The organism is Fictibacillus enclensis (assembly GCF_030123385.1).
Lineage (GTDB): Bacteria > Bacillota > Bacilli > Bacillales > Fictibacillaceae > Fictibacillus_C > Fictibacillus_C enclensis.
The window spans coordinates 3,206,977-3,224,510 of the sequence record NZ_CP126109.1 but is presented as its reverse complement, the minus strand read 5'-3'; the positions used below and the strand labels follow the sequence as shown (position 1 = coordinate 3,224,510).

At 45.2% G+C, this 17,534-nt stretch carries 17 protein-coding genes and 2 other annotated features; of the genes, 15 read left to right on the top strand and 2 right to left on the bottom strand.

The window, feature by feature from the left end:
- Nucleotides 1–151 precede the first annotated feature (151 nt).
- Nucleotides 152–392, top strand: a binding site (T-box leader).
- A 45-nt stretch (nucleotides 393–437) separates the two neighbouring features.
- On the top strand, nucleotides 438–3,086 hold the full coding sequence (locus QNH15_RS16985) for a valine--tRNA ligase (RefSeq protein WP_283889432.1): 2,649 nt from the start codon (nucleotides 438–440) through the stop codon (nucleotides 3,084–3,086).
- 19 nt (nucleotides 3,087–3,105) lie between these two features.
- Here the strand turns inward: QNH15_RS16985 and QNH15_RS16980 are convergent, their stop codons facing one another.
- Together QNH15_RS16980 and QNH15_RS16975 are read right to left on the bottom strand one after the other, a co-directional pair.
- A complete protein-coding gene (locus QNH15_RS16980) occupies nucleotides 3,106–3,978 on the bottom strand; it encodes an ATP-grasp domain-containing protein (RefSeq protein ID WP_283889431.1) in 873 nt (290 codons plus the stop codon).
- Nucleotides 3,975–4,868, bottom strand: coding sequence for an ATP-grasp domain-containing protein (locus tag QNH15_RS16975; protein ID WP_283889430.1), 894 nt, complete (start codon nucleotides 4,866–4,868; stop codon nucleotides 3,975–3,977). Before QNH15_RS16975 ends, QNH15_RS16980 begins: the two co-directional genes overlap by 4 nt.
- Before the next feature lie 101 nt (nucleotides 4,869–4,969).
- Here QNH15_RS16975 and QNH15_RS16970 point away from each other — a divergent pair, with 101 nt between their 5' ends.
- From QNH15_RS16970 to rplU, 14 genes are all read left to right on the top strand, one after another.
- On the top strand, nucleotides 4,970–6,265 hold the full coding sequence (locus tag QNH15_RS16970) for a bifunctional folylpolyglutamate synthase/dihydrofolate synthase (RefSeq protein ID WP_283889429.1): 1,296 nt from the start codon (nucleotides 4,970–4,972) through the stop codon (nucleotides 6,263–6,265).
- Between the two features lie 83 nt (nucleotides 6,266–6,348).
- On the top strand, nucleotides 6,349–7,095 hold the full coding sequence (locus QNH15_RS16965) for a prepilin peptidase (protein WP_283889428.1): 747 nt from the start codon (nucleotides 6,349–6,351) through the stop codon (nucleotides 7,093–7,095).
- Between the two features lie 94 nt (nucleotides 7,096–7,189).
- Nucleotides 7,190–8,209 (top strand): SPOR domain-containing protein, encoded by a 1,020-nt coding sequence (locus QNH15_RS16960; protein WP_283889427.1) that lies wholly within the window; start codon nucleotides 7,190–7,192, stop codon nucleotides 8,207–8,209.
- A gap of 231 nt (nucleotides 8,210–8,440) precedes the next feature.
- Nucleotides 8,441–9,028 (top strand): Maf family protein, encoded by a 588-nt coding sequence (locus tag QNH15_RS16955; RefSeq protein WP_061972606.1) that lies wholly within the window; start codon nucleotides 8,441–8,443, stop codon nucleotides 9,026–9,028.
- A gap of 32 nt (nucleotides 9,029–9,060) precedes the next feature.
- A complete protein-coding gene (radC, locus tag QNH15_RS16950) occupies nucleotides 9,061–9,732 on the top strand; it encodes a RadC family protein (RefSeq protein ID WP_074440576.1) in 672 nt (223 codons plus the stop codon).
- A 71-nt stretch (nucleotides 9,733–9,803) separates the two neighbouring features.
- Nucleotides 9,804–10,844 (top strand): rod shape-determining protein, encoded by a 1,041-nt coding sequence (locus QNH15_RS16945; RefSeq protein ID WP_283889426.1) that lies wholly within the window; start codon nucleotides 9,804–9,806, stop codon nucleotides 10,842–10,844.
- Nucleotides 10,845–10,859: 15 nt separating this feature from the next.
- Nucleotides 10,860–11,735 (top strand): rod shape-determining protein MreC, encoded by an 876-nt coding sequence (mreC, locus tag QNH15_RS16940; RefSeq protein WP_283889425.1) that lies wholly within the window; start codon nucleotides 10,860–10,862, stop codon nucleotides 11,733–11,735.
- Nucleotides 11,735–12,238, top strand: coding sequence for a rod shape-determining protein MreD (gene mreD / locus QNH15_RS16935; RefSeq protein WP_283889424.1), 504 nt, complete (start codon nucleotides 11,735–11,737; stop codon nucleotides 12,236–12,238). Before mreC ends, mreD begins: the two co-directional genes overlap by 1 nt.
- 85 nt (nucleotides 12,239–12,323) lie before the next feature.
- Nucleotides 12,324–12,998, top strand: coding sequence for a septum site-determining protein MinC (gene minC, locus QNH15_RS16930; RefSeq protein ID WP_283889423.1), 675 nt, complete (start codon nucleotides 12,324–12,326; stop codon nucleotides 12,996–12,998).
- 19 nt (nucleotides 12,999–13,017) lie between these two features.
- Nucleotides 13,018–13,812, top strand: a complete 795-nt coding sequence (gene minD / locus QNH15_RS16925; RefSeq protein ID WP_283889422.1) for a septum site-determining protein MinD — start codon at nucleotides 13,018–13,020, stop codon at nucleotides 13,810–13,812.
- A gap of 141 nt (nucleotides 13,813–13,953) precedes the next feature.
- Nucleotides 13,954–14,703: a M23 family metallopeptidase gene (locus QNH15_RS16920; protein ID WP_283889421.1), complete on the top strand. Its 750-nt coding sequence runs from the start codon at nucleotides 13,954–13,956 to the stop codon at nucleotides 14,701–14,703.
- Complete coding sequence (locus QNH15_RS16915; protein WP_283889420.1) at nucleotides 14,696–15,553, top strand: M50 family metallopeptidase; 858 nt, start codon at nucleotides 14,696–14,698, stop codon at nucleotides 15,551–15,553. Before QNH15_RS16920 ends, QNH15_RS16915 begins: the two co-directional genes overlap by 8 nt.
- A 38-nt stretch (nucleotides 15,554–15,591) precedes the next feature.
- Nucleotides 15,592–17,082 carry an Rne/Rng family ribonuclease gene (locus QNH15_RS16910; RefSeq protein ID WP_283889419.1) on the top strand — a complete coding sequence of 497 codons (1,491 nt, stop codon included), beginning with the start codon at nucleotides 15,592–15,594 and terminating at the stop codon, nucleotides 17,080–17,082.
- A 52-nt stretch (nucleotides 17,083–17,134) separates the two neighbouring features.
- Nucleotides 17,135–17,210, top strand: a sequence feature (ribosomal protein L21 leader region).
- A 13-nt stretch (nucleotides 17,211–17,223) separates the two neighbouring features.
- The gene (rplU, locus tag QNH15_RS16905; RefSeq protein WP_061972615.1) at nucleotides 17,224–17,532 is read left to right on the top strand and encodes a 50S ribosomal protein L21; all 309 of its coding nucleotides are present in this window, start codon (nucleotides 17,224–17,226) and stop codon (nucleotides 17,530–17,532) included.
- Nucleotides 17,533–17,534: the final 2 nt, after the last annotated feature.

Genomic DNA, 17,534 nt, shown 5'->3' with positions numbered 1-17,534 from the left:
CAGGTTATTCATGAGGGACCTCCAGTGTGAATAAAACCGTGCATGCACCATTTTGTTTTGGTTGAATAGAATAATTGTTACAACAAATGGGAAAGCTATTGACGTTTTCCCAATTCACTAGTTAAAATAGGATATGATCAATAAAATGATATGAATTGCGTTGAAAGGGAAGAGTACACCGACTGTCCTTAAAGAGAGGAAAATCAAAGCTGAGAGATTTTCTAAGGAAACAGCGCTGGAAGGTCGCCCTGGAGCAGCTTCTTTGAAAAAAGTTTGTTCTTTTTAGAAGAAGACGGCAAAAACCGTTATCCGTCAATGAGTGTGCAAAAAGCCATGCTTTTGCTTTTTGCAAACAAAGGTGGTACCGCGAACATGCTTCTTTCGTCCTTTGAGACGGAGGGGCTTTTTTTATTGGAAAGATAGAGGAGGAGACATTCATGTCGACTGAAAAACAAGAACTTTCTATGCCGACGAAATATGATCCGAAGGCAACCGAAGAAACCTGGTACAAGTACTGGGTGGACGGCAAATTTTTTGAAGCAACAGGCGATGAGGAGAAAACGCCATACTCCATCGTGATCCCGCCGCCAAACGTTACCGGCAAGCTGCACCTTGGGCATGCGTGGGACACTACCCTGCAGGATATCCTGAGCCGTGCCAAACGGATGCAGGGCTATGATGTATTATGGTTGCCGGGAATGGACCATGCGGGAATTGCGACTCAGGCGAAAGTCGAGGCAAAGCTTCGCGAACAGGGTACTTCCCGTTATGACTTGGGACGGGAAAAGTTTTTGGAGAAAGCGTGGGAGTGGAAGGGCGAGTACGCAGACTTTATCCGAAATCAATGGGCAAAGCTGGGTCTTGGCCTCGATTACTCCCGCGAGCGCTTTACACTTGACGAGGGATTGTCCGATGCTGTCCGTGAAGTATTTGTCACCCTTTACAAAAAAGGTTTAATTTATCGCGGGGAATATATCATTAACTGGGATCCAGAGACGAAAACAGCGCTCTCTGACATCGAAGTTATCTACAAGGATGTTCAAGGTGCGTTCTACCATATGAAATATCCTTTGTCGGATGGGTCCGGCCATATCGAAGTGGCAACCACACGCCCGGAAACCATGCTGGGAGATACAGCAATCGCCGTTCACCCGGAAGATGACCGTTACAAACACCTCATCGGCAAGAAAGCGATTTTGCCAATTGTAGGCCGCGAGATTGAGATTGTAGGCGACGATTATGTCGATATGGAATTTGGCTCAGGTGCGGTGAAAATTACACCGGCTCATGATCCGAATGACTTTGAGATAGGAAACCGCCACAACCTTGAACGTGTTCTCGTTATGGATGAATCCGGAAAAATGAACGACAATGCAGGCGTATATCAAGGAATGGACCGGTTCGAATGCCGAAAACAAATCGTGAAAGATCTTCAGGATGCAGGTGTATTGTTCAAGATTGAAGAGCATATGCATTCTGTCGGGCATTCCGAACGAAGCGGAGCCGTTGTTGAGCCTTACCTTTCCACTCAATGGTTTGTAAAAATGAAACCTTTGGCCGAGAAAGCGATCGAGCTTCAAAAAACAGAAGAAAAAGTGAACTTCGTGCCGGAGCGTTTTGAAAAAACTTACCTGCATTGGATTGAGAATATCCGCGACTGGTGTATCTCAAGACAGCTGTGGTGGGGGCACCGAATTCCGGCCTGGTATCATAAGGAAACAGGTGAAGTGTACGTTGGTCATGAGGAACCCCAAGACGCGGAGAACTGGGAGCAGGATACCGATGTTCTTGATACCTGGTTTTCTTCCGCACTTTGGCCATTCTCCACAATGGGCTGGCCGGATGAGGATGAAATTGATTTCAAACGGTACTATCCGACCAATGCGCTTGTAACGGGCTATGATATCATCTATTTCTGGGTTGCCCGCATGATTTTCCAGGGTATGGAGTTCACTGGCAAACGTCCGTTTAATGATGTTCTTATCCACGGCCTGATCCGTGACTCAGAAGGACGCAAAATGAGTAAGTCACTCGGAAACGGTGTCGATCCGATGGATGTTATTGAAAAGTATGGTGCAGATGCACTTCGCTTCTTCCTTTCTACCGGAAGCTCACCGGGGAACGATCTTCGTTTCTATTGGGAAAAGGTTGAATCCACTTGGAACTTTGCCAATAAAATCTGGAACGCTTCCCGTTTTGCCCTCATGAATATGAACGGTTTAAAAGAAGAAGAAATTGATTTGACTGGTGAACTTAACCTGGCGGACAAATGGATTTTAACACGTTTCAATGAAACGGCAGAAAATGTGGCAAGGCTGATTGATACGTACGAATTCGGTGAAGTTGGACGTCTTCTGTACAACTTTATCTGGGATGACTTGTGTGACTGGTACATCGAAATGGCGAAATTGCCGCTGTACGGCGAGGACGAGGCTGCTAAGCAGACGACCCGTTCAGTACTGGCGTATGTTCTGGATCGCACGCTGCGCCTCCTCCATCCGATTATGCCATTTATTACCGAGGAAATTTGGCAGCACCTTCCTCACAAAGGCGAGTCCATTACAGTTGCTGAATGGCCGAAGAAACGCGAAGATCTCCACTTCCCTGAAGCCGCTCAGGACATGAACCTGGTGACAGAGATGATCCGAACGGTACGCAACATTCGTTCTGAAATGAACGTCGCACCAAGCAAACCGATCGAACTTCAGATCAATGCGAAGAGTGAAGAGGTACTGCAAGCTTTAGAAGTCAACCGTGCGTACATTGAAAAGTTCTGTAACCCAAGTTCATTGAAGCTGGGAACTGGACTTTCAGCACCGGATAAATCCATGAGTGCGGTTCTTACCGGAGTAGAAATGTATCTTCCGCTTGAAGGACTGATCAATCTTGAAGAAGAGATTCAGCGCCTTGAAAAAGAAGTTGAAAAATACAACAAAGAAGTCGAGCGTGTTCAAAAGAAATTGGGCAACGAAGGCTTTATGAAAAAAGCGCCTGAGAAAGTGATTGAAGAAGAACGAGCGAAAGAAAAAGACTACAGCGAGAAACGCGAGAAAGTTCTTCAGCGTATTCAGGAATTAAAAGCGTAAGAAAAGAGCCTGAAGGTGGTTAGTCACTTTCAGGCTTTTTTAATTTCGCGGCGATATGCTCCATATAAAGTCTGGCGATATTAATGTCAGAGGTAGCGCTGAGTGTCCTGCTCCCGACCACATCTTCCATCTCATTAAAGATAAAAGCTCCTTTTTCATTCAGAAGAAAATCGATGCCGGCCATTCCAATATCAAAATGAGAAATGATCCGTTCAACGAGGGCGGTTTGTTCGTGCTGCAGATGATAAAGTTCTGCATGGCCACCGAGCGAATAATTTGCCCTGAAATCATTGGATGAACTTCGAAGTACGGCACCTGCAATTTTGTTTCCGACGACGAATACCCTGACGTCCTTCCCGGCATCTGGCGCCATTTTTTGGAGGATCCAATCCTGCTCGGGATGTGTACACAAGGCATTTTGAAGTTCTTTTTCCGTTTTCACAAGGTAAACCTGTTGGCCTCCTCTTCCAGATGCAAGCTTAGCCACCAGAGGAAAATCAAAAGGCATGGATTGCGTCTGAAAAAAGGAGGGACGTATGAAAAGAGTGTCCATCATCGGGATGCCCGCTTCAGCAAGGAGCTGGTGTGTCCGTGCTTTGTCATTGGCCACAGCAGAGACCGATGATGAATTAAAGAGCTTGAGTCCCATTTTTTCCAGCTGTCGGGAGAGAAGGGGCTGAATGGTACGGACGACGGCAAAGTGCGGCAATCTCATTTCTTTTAAGTCATAGTACAACGAGAGTTTGTTATCCGTAACTCCAAAGGCAAACCTCTCCGCAAACATCAATTCAAGCGAAAGACCGGCCAAGGCTGCTTCCGCTTTGAGCCAGTCGATGAAGGAAGCGTTTTTTACAGCGTCCGGTTCACTGTATATTAACCAGCCTGCTTTCATGATTGAATCGCCCTTAAAATGTGATCCATCATATGGTCGGCAACATCAATCCCAGTACAATCGTAAATGCTTCGGATATGTGCGTTGGAATTGATTTCACAGACAATTGGGGTGCCATCTTCACCAAAAAGAAGGTCCACTCCAGCGAATGCTGTGCCTGCAGCCTCGGCACAGGCGGCAGCCAGGTCTTCCTGCTCTTTCGTCGGAGTATAAGGCTCTGTTTTTCCGCCGAAACTGACATTGGCGCGAAAATCCGTTTCCGATTTTCTGAGCATGGAAGCCACCGCTTTCCCGCCTACAATATTAATCCGGACATCGCGGCCGTAGCTCGAGGCAACCATTTCCTGAAAAACGTATTCTGTATTTTTTAATGTCTTCATCAAAGAAAGCAGTTCCGCTTCATTTTGGACAAGGTGAACCTGCATGCCAAATGATCCATATGCTTCCTTGACCACCATCGGAAATCCAATTTCTTTGATCACCGTGTCGCAATGGCTGTCATCGTGAAGTTCACCGAATACTTTAGGTGCTATAATGGTTTTGGGAAACAGGATGCCTTGGTTGGCAAGCGTCTGATACATCCTTGACTTGTTGTCGCAGGTTTCAATCGCGTCTGCAGAGTTAAAGACTGGTGTTCCCATGTTTTCGAGCTGTCTTGCAAGAAAAATATCTTTATCGCCAAAAAGAACAAAGTCAGGCCGTTCGTCTTTTAAACGCCCGGCAAGAAAAGATGTTCCGTTTTTAAACGAAACAAGCAAATCATTGTTTTTGATAATAGTAGGTTTGATTCCATTCTTCTGGGCAGCTGATGCCGTCCATTGAGCAAAATCCATAAATTTCTTTTGCGGTAGGTTGCCGTTATAAATAATCCAGCAGGAAGTTTGTGACATGGTATTCCTCCGTATATACATAGCCATTCTAAAGCTGAGTAAAAGTCTATCTTATTTTATCCTTCTCGCAGAGATATCACAATAAAAAGGAGGAATCAGATGTGTTTACATCCTATAAGGATATCAATGAATACCTGCAGCTCAAAAATGCCGGGGAAATGAAGATGGGTCTTGAACGAATGAGGTCCGTCCTTCAAAAACTGGACCATCCGGAAAGGAAGCTTACCTGCATTCATGTTGCAGGTACAAACGGCAAGGGATCCACCATAAAAATGATGGCTTCCATCCTCACAGAGCAGGGATACAGGGTCGGTACGTTTACTTCTCCGTTCCTTGTGAATGTCAGGGATCATGTTCAAATCAATGGAACTATGATTACAGACCGGGAACTGAAAGAAATCCTTGACCAGATGAAACCGTTGATTTCTGAACTTGAAAGGGGAGGTCTTGGCAGCCTGTCCGAGTTTGAAGCAGTAACAGCGGCGGCATTTATGTATTTTCATAAATGCTCCACCGATCTTTGTTTAATAGAGACGGGGCTCGGGGGAACAACGGATGCAACCAATGTTATCACGCCGATTCTTTCGGTGATCACCAGTATCGGTTATGATCATATGAATCTGCTCGGTTCGACCCTTTCAGAGATTGCGTCCCACAAGGCAGGGATCATTAAAACGCGCGTTCCTGTCATCACGGCCGTTGGACAGGCAGAGGCGGCAGCTGTCATTAAACGGCGTGCCACACAATGTTCCTCCCCATGCTTCCGGCTTGGCCATGAGTTCAGTGTTCATTCTGAAAGAAGTGGAGGAGGGAAAGAAGTTTTTTCATTCAGCTCTTTTTATTCCAAAAGAAGAGAAGTCAAAATAGGGATGGCGGGTGAGCATCAAGTAAGAAATGCCGGCCTTGCGTTAATGGCGGTTGATCTTTTAAAACATGAAATGAACTGGGTTATTGATGAGGATTCTGTCATTTCCGGAATTAAAAAGGCGAGATGGCCGGGAAGATTCGAGGTGCTGGAGGGCGTGCCAACCATTATTCTCGATGGAGCACATAACCCTGAAGGCATTCGCGCGTTGGGTAAGACACTGAAAAGACACCTTGGCGTCAGAAGCGTTCATGTTCTTTTTGCAGCTTTGAAGGACAAAGATACTGGAGAGATGCTGAAGCCGTTGGAGAAAATCAGTTCTTCCATTACCTTTACAGGTTTTGAACACCCACGTGCAGACTGCGGAAAAGCACTTTTTGAGAAAAGTGCAATGGTTAAAAAAACATATACGGAAAATTGGCAGGAAGCATTGAAACACCTCCTGCAATCCACAAAGGAGGAAGAAGTGCTTCTCATTACCGGTTCTCTGTATTTTATTGGAAAGGTGAAAGCTTTTTTTAATAGCCGTTAAAGGTGAATATAAACTCTCTCGACAATCATCCGATAGTAAAGTAAACATGGGTTGCAAATGATGATTGGAGATGGAGTGATCAATTGGAATACGCCTTTCTATTCTTTATTGGGTTGGTTATCGGGTCGTTTTGTAATGTGGCGGGGCTCCGGGTTCCGCTAAAGAAATCGATCGTATATCCTGGTTCCAGCTGTTCGGCCTGTGACCGGAAGCTTGGCTGGTGTGAGCTGATTCCGGTTGTATCCTGGGTGATTCAACGGGGGAGGTGCAGAGGGTGCAAAGGGGAAATTTTGATTCTTTACCCGGTAACGGAGCTGCTTACGGGTTTGCTTTTTATGCTTTCACCGCTATTGTTGGGCTGGTCTTTTGAATTGTGCATTTCATGGTCACTCATTGCCATGCTGGCCATCATCACGGTTTCCGACTTGGTGTATATGATTATCCCTGATCGTATTCTGTTGTTTTTCGGCAGTTTCTTTATCCTTCTTCGTTTATGGGTGCAGATCGGCTCTGCATGGAACCCCGTTTTGGGTTTTTTGCTCGGATTCGGGCTCCTCTATTTCATTGCCGCCGCATCAGGAGGAGGCATGGGGGGAGGAGATGTAAAGCTGATGGGCGTTGCCGGTATTGTTCTCGGATGGAAGGCCGTCCTGCTTGCTTTTATGCTCGCGCTCTTTTTTGGTGCGGTCCTTGGTACTGCGGGTATAGCTTTAAAACGCCTGAACAGGAAACAGCGTATCCCGTTTGGTCCTTTTCTGGCAGCAGGAATCCTTTTTTCCTACTTTTTTTATGAAGAGATCGCAGGCTTTTATTTCAGTCAGATGCATTAAAGAAGATTATTCTATTAATCCTTCTTTTTGTTCTATGAAATCGGCACAGGGCATATCCTGTTTACTAGATGATAGAACAAAGGAGCGGATAGACATGAAGGAGCAAAAGCCGGTAACAGTACTGATCAACGGCAAAGCCACTTCCTGCAAAGAAGGGAAGAGTGAACAGGAAGCCACCACAAAGGAAATTGCAGCCGCTGTTTATACAGAGGAAAGGGCTGCCTGGGAGATCATTGACGGTGAAGAGTCCGGAAAAGTACTGGATTTTAAAAAAGTATTAAAACCTTTGCCCCGTCCTTCTGCCCTGAAGAAGCTTGGAAATAAACGACGAATGTTTCTGCTCAGAAGAAAAAGAAACACAACCCCGTTTTCGAAACCCTGGATGACGGCCGCCATAGCGGCCATCATAACCGGCTGCACGTTCGGAGCGATCATTCTCATGCTTTTTACGGGCGAGTCGGCGTCCACCGAAGCTCAGATCGTATCTGCCCGGCAGACCAAACTCAATTCCACAGTGAGCTCACCGGCGACCATTGCCAGCATTCCTTTGGACTTTTATGCGGTTCAGAACGGACTGTTTTCCACTGAAAAAAAAGCCGAGGAGGTCAGTTCAAAGCTTAAAGAACAGGGATATGCTGCTGCCGTTTATAAACAAGGAGCAAATTATTCGGTTCTGATCGGGCTCGGCAATAAGAAGGAACAGGCAAAATCTCTTGCAGATGCGTATCAATTACAGGGTGTTGATGTGTGGCAGAAACAACTGGATGCCTCGTATTCCAACTTGAAAATCACGCAAAAAATGGATGAGCCTTTTATCGTTAACGGCAAGATTCTGCTGCAAAATGTGATCACACTTTCCCAGGTGCCTGAACTCAGTAAAAAGGCAAAAGCATCCATTAAGCAGGATTATGAAGGATGGAAGCAGTATGGTGATAAGCAGGATGAAAAATGGCCGTCGAAGCAGAAAAAAGCGGCAAAGGCTTATGAAATGCAAATCTCCACAGCTCTGGGTAAGCTGACCGGTACGCATTCAAAGGAAGTTGACTGGCAACTTCAGCAAGCAGTGCTCGACAGTTTCATTTCCTATACGAAGCTCCTCGATGCCTTAAAATAGAACAAATGAAAAGCCCAGAGATGATGTCTCGGGCTTTTTTTGTGAGGATAAATCCGACATTTTTTAAAAGATATTGTAAAATGAAGACATAAACAGGAAAGTATTGGCGAAAAACTAAAGGAACGAATATGAAACGGATTGGTTATTGTCTAACTGTGGAGATTTTGATATGCTTAATTCAGTCTCCTGTCAACAGACGGTACATAGCCGTTCATGTAAAAGGGTGATTAAATGAAACGCCTCATATTAGCCTCTTCTTCACCTCGAAGAAAAGAACTTCTTTCAATGAACCTTCTCTCGTACGAAGTTATTCCAAGTACTATTCAAGAGGTCATGGATCCCTCATTTTCACCTGAAGAGCTTGTTTGTTCGCTTGCCAGGCAAAAAGCGGAAGATGTATTCAGGCTGTACCCGGATCATGTCGTGCTCGGCGCAGATACGATTGTCGTGAACAATGGCACCGTTTTGGGAAAACCAGCGGGAAGAAAAGAAGCCATTGATGTTCTTCGTTCGCTGTCGGGCCGTACACACACTGTCTATACTGGGGTTTCAATTCTTGCAAAAGAAAGGGAACAGATATTTTTTGTCTCTACTGACGTTACGTTTTGGGAGCTGTCAGATGCAGAGATTGAAAATTATGTGAACAGCGGTGAACCGTTTGATAAAGCCGGCAGCTATGGGATTCAGGGGCTGGGCGCAAGGCTCGTCCAGTCGATCGCCGGAGATTTTTACAGCGTGGTGGGATTGCCCGTATCCAGAGTGGTAAGAGAGCTTGAAAGCTTTGGAATCAGCGCAGTCAGTCAGGAAGACGAAAAATAAGGAGGAATACGTAAGTGGCAGAAATACCGCTTATGATTCGTGATTATCCTGTTGAAGAACGCCCGCGTGAGCGAATGCTGACCAGCGGGCCGGGAACCCTGGCGAACCATGAACTTTTGGCGATTTTACTGAGGACCGGATCCAGAAGGGAGTCCGTTCTTCAGCTGGCAAACCGCATCATTCAGCATTTTGAAGGACTGCGCTTGTTAAAAGATGCAACAATAAGTGAACTGAAAGAAATTCATGGCATTGGAGATGCGAAAGCCGTCGAGCTTCTCGCAGCCATCGAACTTGGAAGGCGTATCAGCAGACTGCCGTTTGATGAACGGTTTGCGATCCGTTCGCCTGACGATGGCGCACAATATTTGATGGATGAACTCCGCTTTTTGCAGCAGGAGCATTTTGTCTGTCTGTATTTAAATACGAAAAACCAAGTGATTTACAAAAAAACGATATTCATTGGAAGCCTGAATTCATCGATTGTCCATCCAAGGGAAGTATTTAAAGAAGGATTCAAACGGTCGGCGGCTTCCATTATTTGTTTTCACAATCATCCAAGTGGTGATCCTGCTCCAAGCAGGGAAGACATCGAAGTAACCAAAAGATTAGTAGAATGCGGCAAAATGCTTGGTATAGAGCTTTTGGACCATATTATTATTGGCGATTTAAAATACGTAAGTTTAAAAGAAAAAGGTTATGTTTAACATTGTCATTTGCGCTTTTGTTAGCGTATAATCATATTTATGAGTTTTGCTTGATGAAAGGAGTTACATAAATGTTTGGTGGATTTTCAAGAGATTTAGGGATTGATTTAGGGACTGCAAACACTCTTGTTTACGTGAAGGGTAAGGGTGTTGTTGTGCGTGAACCTTCCGTAGTAGCATTGAGAACAGATACAGGGTCAATTGAAGCAGTAGGTAACGATGCAAAGAACATGATCGGCCGTACACCAGGAAATATTGTGGCGGTTCGTCCAATGAAGGATGGAGTTATCGCTGATTTTGAAACAACCGCAACCATGATGAAGTACTTTATCCAGCAGGCACAGAAAAACCGTTCTGTTTTTGCGAGAAAACCGAATGTCATGGTATGTGTTCCTTCGGGGATCACAGCCGTTGAAAAACGCGCAGTAGAAGATGCGACCAAGCAAGCAGGAGCCCGCGAAGCCTACACCATTGAAGAGCCTTTTGCGGCTGCAATTGGTGCCGATCTTCCGGTATGGGAGCCAACAGGAAGCATGGTAGTGGATATTGGCGGAGGTACAACTGAAGTGGCGATCATTTCCCTTGGCGGAATTGTCACAAGCCAATCCATCCGAATTGCCGGAGACGAAATGGATGACGCGATCATTCAGTACATTAAGAAAACCTATAATCTTATGATTGGTGAGCGTACAGCTGAAACTCTTAAGCTTGAAATTGGCTCTGCAGGCACAGCTGATGGTATTGAAAACATGGATATCCGTGGCCGTGACCTTTTGACCGGTTTACCAAAAACCATCACGATTACTGCTGAAGAGGTTTCCAGCGCACTGAGAGATACGGTAAACAGCATCATGGAGGCTGTTAAAGTTACACTTGAAAAAACCCCTCCTGAACTGGCTGCCGATATTATGGACCGTGGAATCGTGTTAACTGGAGGAGGAGCGTTGCTTCGCAACCTGGACAAGGTGATCAGTGAAGAAACCAAGATGCCTGTAATCGTTGCTGAAAACGCTTTGGATTGTGTTGCTGTTGGAACCGGACGTGCGCTTGAAAATCTGCACCTTTTCCGTTCAAAGGCAGGAATTACTTCCCGTTCGAAAACAAAGGTTTAAGAAGGTGTTTGGATCGTGCCACAATTTTTCTCGAACAAGCGGCTTATCATTCTTCTTGCGAGTATCATAGTTTTGGTGGCAATGATCGGCTTTTCTATGAAAGATCGCAAGGAATTAAGCTGGCCGGAACAATTTTTAAAAGATACGGTTGGCGTAAGCCAGTCGCTGTTTTATAAACCCGCTAACTCTATAGCGGGTTTCTTTGAGAACTTATCTGAAATGAAAAATATGTATTCCGAAAATAAGAAGCTGAAATCAAAGCTCGACGAGTATGCGGAGCTTTCTGTCAGCGTTCAAGATTTAAAACAAAAGAATCGAAGCTTAAAAGGCCAGTTGGAAAAGGAAGCGGAACTTACTGAATATCAAGTGAAGGAAGCGACCGTGATTGGGAGATCCCCCGACCGCTGGAACAAATTTATTTTTGTGAATCAAGGCTATAAAGATGGGGTGAAAACGGATATGGCTGTCGTTTCACCACAAGGCTTTATTGGAAAAGTGACCAGAGTAGCTGCTTTCCATTCTACGGTTCAGTTGATCAGCGGCAATGATCAGAACAACCAAATATCTGCAATCGTAGAAGGAAACAAACGCATTTTTGGTACGATTGAGGGCTATGATTCCAAAAAACAATCCTTGTTGTTTAAAGAGATACCTATCAACGCGTCCATTAAAAAAGGGCAGAAGGTGATCTCATCCGGGCTGGGTGAAGCTTTTCCAAGAGGTTTGCTGATTGGAACGGTTACTGATATTAAGGCGGATGAAACCGATCATACGAAAATCGCCTATGTTAAACCCGCTGCCGATTTGTATGATCTCAGCCATGTGACAATTCTTAAACGATCCATGCAGCAGTTGGATAAAAACGAATTTAAAGCAAAGGAGGAAGAATAATGAGCAGAATTCTTCTTCCTTTTATCACCTATATTGCATTTTTAGCGGAAAGCACGGTGATGCAGGTGCTGGCGCCGGAACATTATGGCTGGGATTTTTTAATGATTCCCCATTTTGCCATGGTGTTGATTATTTTGATGTCCTGCTATTTGAAACCATCGTTTGGTATTGTGTACGGTATGATTTTCGGGCTGTTCGCGGATTTGATTTATACCGACCTCATTGGGGTATACATGTTTTCAACCGCGTTGGTTGCCTATTTCATAGCTGTACTGTCCCGCTATCTTTTCAGTAACTTTTTTGTTACGATTTTATTGAGCATTTTGGGAGTTGCCGGCTTGGAATTTCTGGTATACGGTTTAAACTCTCTGATCGGGATAGCCGATGTGAAAATGGCTGACTTTTTCTACGACCGGCTTTTGCCGACGTTGATATTAAATGCTGTATTTACGATTATCGTTTTTTATCCCTTTGCTAAGCTTCTTAGAAAGATAGAAGGATAAAAAACGCTTTCTGAAAACTGATGGAATGAAAAAAGGATTCCACAATAAGTTGTCGAATGAAAGTATGTTGAGGTGAACGATGGCAATGGCACAAAAACTCCAACATAATGTAACCATAAAAGGTACAAAAGACGGTCTCGTTCTGCTATTGGATGACTTGTGTTCTTTTGAGCACCTTGTCGAAGAGCTGAATGATAAATTATCCGACGATCATGGGCAGTTGCTGAATGGACCGCTTATTTCAGTCATTGTCAAAACAGGTAACAGATATCTGACCGATCAGCAATCAGGGCTCATCCGCGAAATTATCGGGCAAAAGAAAAATCTCGAAATCAAGCGGTTTGAAACCAATGTCATTACGGTTGCCGAAGCGGAAGAAATGAAAAAAGAAGCACAGATCATGCGTGTTTCAAAGGTGGTTCGCTCGGGTCAGGTCCTTAGTGTGCAGGGGGATCTTTTGCTGATTGGCGATGTAAATCCCGGAGGTACAATCGTGGCAACAGGCAACATTTTTGTATTGGGTTCCCTGAAGGGGATTGCCCACAGCGGTTCCTCTGGCAACAGGGAAGCCGTTATTGCCGCTTCAGTCATGAAGCCCACCCAGCTCCGAATTGCCGATATGATCAACCGGGCGCCGGATCATTACCCTGAACACGGGCATGAAATGGAGTGCGCCTTTATTTCCGATGAGGAAGATCAGATCTTGATTGACCGGATCAGCATCGTACATAAAATCAGGCCAGAGCTGAATCGTTTATAGTAAGAAAGGGGAATGAATCATGGGAGAGGCAATAGTCATTACTTCTGGGAAAGGGGGAGTCGGGAAAACCACGACTTCTGCAAATATTGGTACATCCCTCGCCCTTTCTGGCAAAAAAGTGTGTCTAGTTGATACAGACATCGGTCTTCGCAATCTTGATGTTCTGATGGGACTTGAGAACCGGATCATCTATGATTTGGTCGACGTTGTGGAAGAACGCTGCAAGCTTCATCAGGCGCTCATCAAAGACAAGCGGTTTGAATGTTTATTCCTCCTTCCGGCTGCACAGACCAAAGATAAAAGCTCCGTTCAACCGGAACAAATGAAAAAGATTATCTCGGAATTGAAGCAGGATTATGATTATGTCATCATTGACTGTCCGGCAGGAATAGAACAAGGATTCAAAAATGCGGTAGCGGGCGCCGACAAATCCATTGTGGTTACCAATCCTGAAATTTCATCGGTACGTGACGCAGACCGCATCATCGGTCTTCTCGAGCAGGAGGATGTGGAAGCACCGAAACTTATCGTCAACCGTGTACGGAATCACCTGGCCAATAGCGGGGATATGCTGGATGTGGATGAGATTGTGTCCATTCTTGCCATCGAGCTCATCGGTGTTGTGGTGGATGACGAAAATGTAATTAAAGCAGCAAATAAGGGTGAGCCCATTGCGATGAGTCCGAGCAGCAAGGCTTCCATTGCCTATCGGAACATTGCAAGACGAATCCTTGGGGAATCCGTTCCCCTTTCCACCATAGAAGAGGAAAAAGGATTTTTTTCCAAAATCAAAACATTGCTTGGCATGAGGTAAACGACAGCCTTCACACGTGTAAGAAATGGATGACGCGTATGAAGGCTTTTTCTGTGCATGTCTGATTTCATGGCGCACAAAAGTCATAAGCCCCCCGGACAAGTCATATGATGTGGTAAACAAGATACGGGGGAATCAGGAATGAGAAATAGCGCAGATGAAATCCGGCGGAGATATGCAGACAAGATTGCCCGGGAGGAACAGGAACCGTTCAAGACCAGCCTTTACACGGGGCCATCCACTCCGGTTCAGGAGAAAAAGAAAGGTCCCCGGTTTAACGGTTCATTTTTTTTATTTCAGCTTATGGCAGGGGTGTGCCTGTTTTTGGGCGCGGGCATTTTGTTTAAAAACGATGGCCAGCAGGCCGTGAAGGGCCAGGAGATTGTCAAGAAAATGTATCATAATGAATTCCAGTTTGCTGCTGCCCAAAAGTGGTATGAAAATCAGTTTGGTAAACCGCTCGCTTTGCTTCCGGACAAACAGGCTGCACCGCAAAAAGAGCTTGCGGGCACTGAGAAAACGGACAATTATGCGGTTCCTGCTTCCGGAAAAGTCTACCAATCCTTTGAAGCCAATGGAAAAGGAATTATGGTAGAAACGGGAAAATCAATAAACGTGGATACCGTAAAAGAAGGATATGTCACATTTATCGGAAAAAAAGACAAACTTGGGAAGACGGTCATCATTCAGCATAGCAATGGCGAGGAATCCTGGTATGGCCACCTTGACAGCATTGATGCGAATGTGAAGCTGTACAGCTACATGGAACGAGAAAAACCGCTCGGAAAGGTGTCGCCTAGTGAAGACGGAAAAACAGGAAAGTTTTATTTTGCCATAAAGAAAGGAAACACCTTTGTTGATCCGAGCAAGGTGGGCATTCATTTTGAATAATGCATTTCTTCAGTTTTTGGCCAAAATACGGATCAATCCGCTCTTCTGGCTGACCATCGGACTTTCTATTATAACTGGTCACTTCAGGGAAATCCTGTTGCTGTTTTTCGCAGTGTTTATTCATGAGATGGGTCATTATGCGGCGGCCCATCTTTTTCAATGGCGTGTAAAAAAGATTGAACTATTCCCTTTTGGAGGGGTGGCGGAAGTGGAAGAGCATGGAAACCGACGGTTCTCCGAGGAGATTATTGTGACCATCTCTGGCCCCATCCAACATCTGTGGATGATGGCTGCTGCTTATCTTGCTTTGCAACTGGGGTGGTGGGATTCAACAAGCTGTGACTGGTTCATGAAGATGAACCTTACTCTTTTAGTATTTAATTTGCTGCCGATTTGGCCGCTTGATGGCGGGAAGCTCATTTTTATTGCAGCCACCAGCATTTTTCCATTTAAAAAAGCGCATACTGTATTTTTACTATGCTCCTTTTCCATGCTTCTCATCTTATTCCTTTCCTTCCTTCCAAGAGATCCATTTCATCTCAATTTGTGGATTGTAGCCATCTTTTTGGGGGTATCCCATTATATTGAATGGAACCGGAGACCCTATGTTTTTCTACGATTCTTGATGACCCGGTCAGAGGGGAAGGGGGATAAAGCATTGACCACGCCCATTCATGTTTCGCCCGATGCCGAACTATATGATGTTATCAGCCTTTTTCGCAAAGGAGTCCGTCATTTTATCGTGATTCAAACAAACGAAAAGAACAGAGTGGTCGAAGAAAAGCTTGTGTTGAACACCTTTTTTTCCTCCAATCAGGTCAGATGTGCAATCGGCCATCTTTTTCGTTAAAATGAAAAGCATCAGTGATGTTAGTGAGGATAATGTATATGAAGAGAATTATCATAAATGCCGTCACCCAAATGAAACGGATAGCGGTCATTGAAAATGGGAAAGTCGCAGAATTGCAGATGGAAGCAGTAGCGGGTCTTCCTGTACCCGGCAGCATCTACAAAGGCAGAGTTAAGCGTGTTCTGCCTGGCATGCAGGCGGCCTTTGTGGATATCGGCTCAACCAAAAATGGATTCATTCATCGTGATGATCTTTTATCTTATCAGCAGTCCCGGCTGTCTCCTGAAGAAAAGAAGGGGATGACTATCAGCTCTTTTGTCCAGGAAGGGGAGGAACTGATCGTACAAATCGTGAAAGAAGAAACGGATTCCAAGGGAGCCAGGTTGACTGGAATGCTTTCCATTCCAGGATCGCGCCTGGTTTTCTTGCCGAATGCGTCACACATTGGCGTTTCGAAAAAAATGAGCCGCAATGAAAAGGAAAAGTGGCGCCTGTATGGCCAAACCCTGGTCAGGGGAGAAGATGGTCTCATTTTCCGTACATCATGCGCAGGCCAACCAGAAGAAGAAATTGAGGCCGAGTTTAGGGGGCTCATTGAACGTCATCGCCAGGTTGAAAACTCGGCTGAACAAAAAGAAGCGCCGGCTCTCCTGCATGATGAAGCCGATTACCTGAATAAACTGATCCGCGATCACGGGTATGACGAAACGCTGGAAATTGTGATTGACGATGGTGCAGAGTTTAGAAGATTGCTGATGCTAGCCAAGCCATTTCCGTCTCTGCAAAAGAAAATCATCCTGTACAGCGGCAAAGAAAACATCTTTTCTTACTACGGTGCGGAAACCACTTGGGAAAAGGCCGTCCGGCCGCATGTCTGGCTGAAAAATGGAGGTTCGTTACGGATCGATTACACGGAAGCGATGACAGTGATTGATGTTAACACCGATAAGTTCACCGGAAAGGCGAGCCGAAGGGAAACCGTCCTGCAAACCAATCATCAAGCGGCAGAAGAAATTGCCAAGCAATTAAGGCTGCGAAATATATCAGGCATGATTGTGATCGACTTTATAACAATGGCAGAAGCGGAAGACCAAAAACAGGTGGAAGAAGCGCTGAAAAGGGCGCTGCAGGCAGACAGGGTAACCACCGTGATTCATGGCTTTACCCGTATGGGTGTATTTGAAATGACCCGAAAAAAAGAAAGACAGTCCCTCCACCATGCTTTAACGGAACCCTGCGGTATCTGCCAGGAGTCCGGAAGAGTGCTTTCGGCCAAAACGGTCGCGAATCAGGCCGAGATTGCGTTAAGAGAGTACAGGTATATGGATGAGGAAGCGTTATGGATTGAAGCGACTGCTGATGTTTTGTATCACTTAAAGGGTCTGCATGATGAAAATTTGCACCAGCTTGAGTCCAAGCTTTCCTTTGCCATTTTTTTAACAGAGTTCCGTGAAAAACAAACCGCTCCGTCTTTTACGATCCGGCATATCGGTTCGGCGGAAGATATACAGCAAAGAATAAAAAGATAAATTGACACAGGTGTATCGCACATGGTATGATTCTTCTGTTAGTTTATTGGAGCACCCGCTCCAACCGCACAGGAACAGGTTTCCAAGCTTTACATAAAGCACCTGTGATGGCGAGTCTGAGTTTACAAGGAGGTGCACGTGATGTACGCAATTATTCAAACTGGTGGTAAACAAGTAAGAGTTGAAGAAGGTCAAGCGATCTATGTTGAAAAGCTTGATGTGGAAGCTGGCGATGTAGTAACATTTGAGGATGTTCTTATGGTTGGTGGAGACAGCCTGAAGGTAGGAGCTCCTTTGCTAGATGGAGTAACTGTAACAGGTAAAGTTGAAAAACATGGCCGCGGACAAAAAGTGATCGTTTACAAGTTCAAAGCAAAAAAGAACTACCGTCGTAAACAAGGTCACCGTCAGCCTTACACTAAAGTAGTTATCGACAAAATCAACGGTTAATT

What these genes read in the sequence shown, in the direction of transcription:
- radC (WP_074440576.1), top strand. Translation starts at nt 9,061, where the DNA reads ATGATTCGTGATTATCCTGTTGAAGAACGCCCGCGTGAGCGAATGCTG.
- QNH15_RS16980 (WP_283889431.1), bottom strand. Translation starts at nt 3,978, where the DNA reads ATGAAAGCAGGCTGGTTAATATACAGTGAACCGGACGCTGTAAAAAAC.
- QNH15_RS16955 (WP_061972606.1), top strand. Translation starts at nt 8,441, where the DNA reads ATGAAACGCCTCATATTAGCCTCTTCTTCACCTCGAAGAAAAGAACTT.
- mreD (WP_283889424.1), top strand. Translation starts at nt 11,735, where the DNA reads ATGAGCAGAATTCTTCTTCCTTTTATCACCTATATTGCATTTTTAGCG.
- QNH15_RS16975 (WP_283889430.1), bottom strand. Translation starts at nt 4,868, where the DNA reads ATGTCACAAACTTCCTGCTGGATTATTTATAACGGCAACCTACCGCAA.
- QNH15_RS16945 (WP_283889426.1), top strand. Translation starts at nt 9,804, where the DNA reads ATGTTTGGTGGATTTTCAAGAGATTTAGGGATTGATTTAGGGACTGCA.
- minC (WP_283889423.1), top strand. Translation starts at nt 12,324, where the DNA reads ATGGCACAAAAACTCCAACATAATGTAACCATAAAAGGTACAAAAGAC.
- QNH15_RS16910 (WP_283889419.1), top strand. Translation starts at nt 15,592, where the DNA reads ATGAAGAGAATTATCATAAATGCCGTCACCCAAATGAAACGGATAGCG.
- QNH15_RS16960 (WP_283889427.1), top strand. Translation starts at nt 7,190, where the DNA reads ATGAAGGAGCAAAAGCCGGTAACAGTACTGATCAACGGCAAAGCCACT.
- minD (WP_283889422.1), top strand. Translation starts at nt 13,018, where the DNA reads ATGGGAGAGGCAATAGTCATTACTTCTGGGAAAGGGGGAGTCGGGAAA.
- rplU (WP_061972615.1), top strand. Translation starts at nt 17,224, where the DNA reads ATGTACGCAATTATTCAAACTGGTGGTAAACAAGTAAGAGTTGAAGAA.
- QNH15_RS16920 (WP_283889421.1), top strand. Translation starts at nt 13,954, where the DNA reads ATGAGAAATAGCGCAGATGAAATCCGGCGGAGATATGCAGACAAGATT.
- QNH15_RS16985 (WP_283889432.1), top strand. Translation starts at nt 438, where the DNA reads ATGTCGACTGAAAAACAAGAACTTTCTATGCCGACGAAATATGATCCG.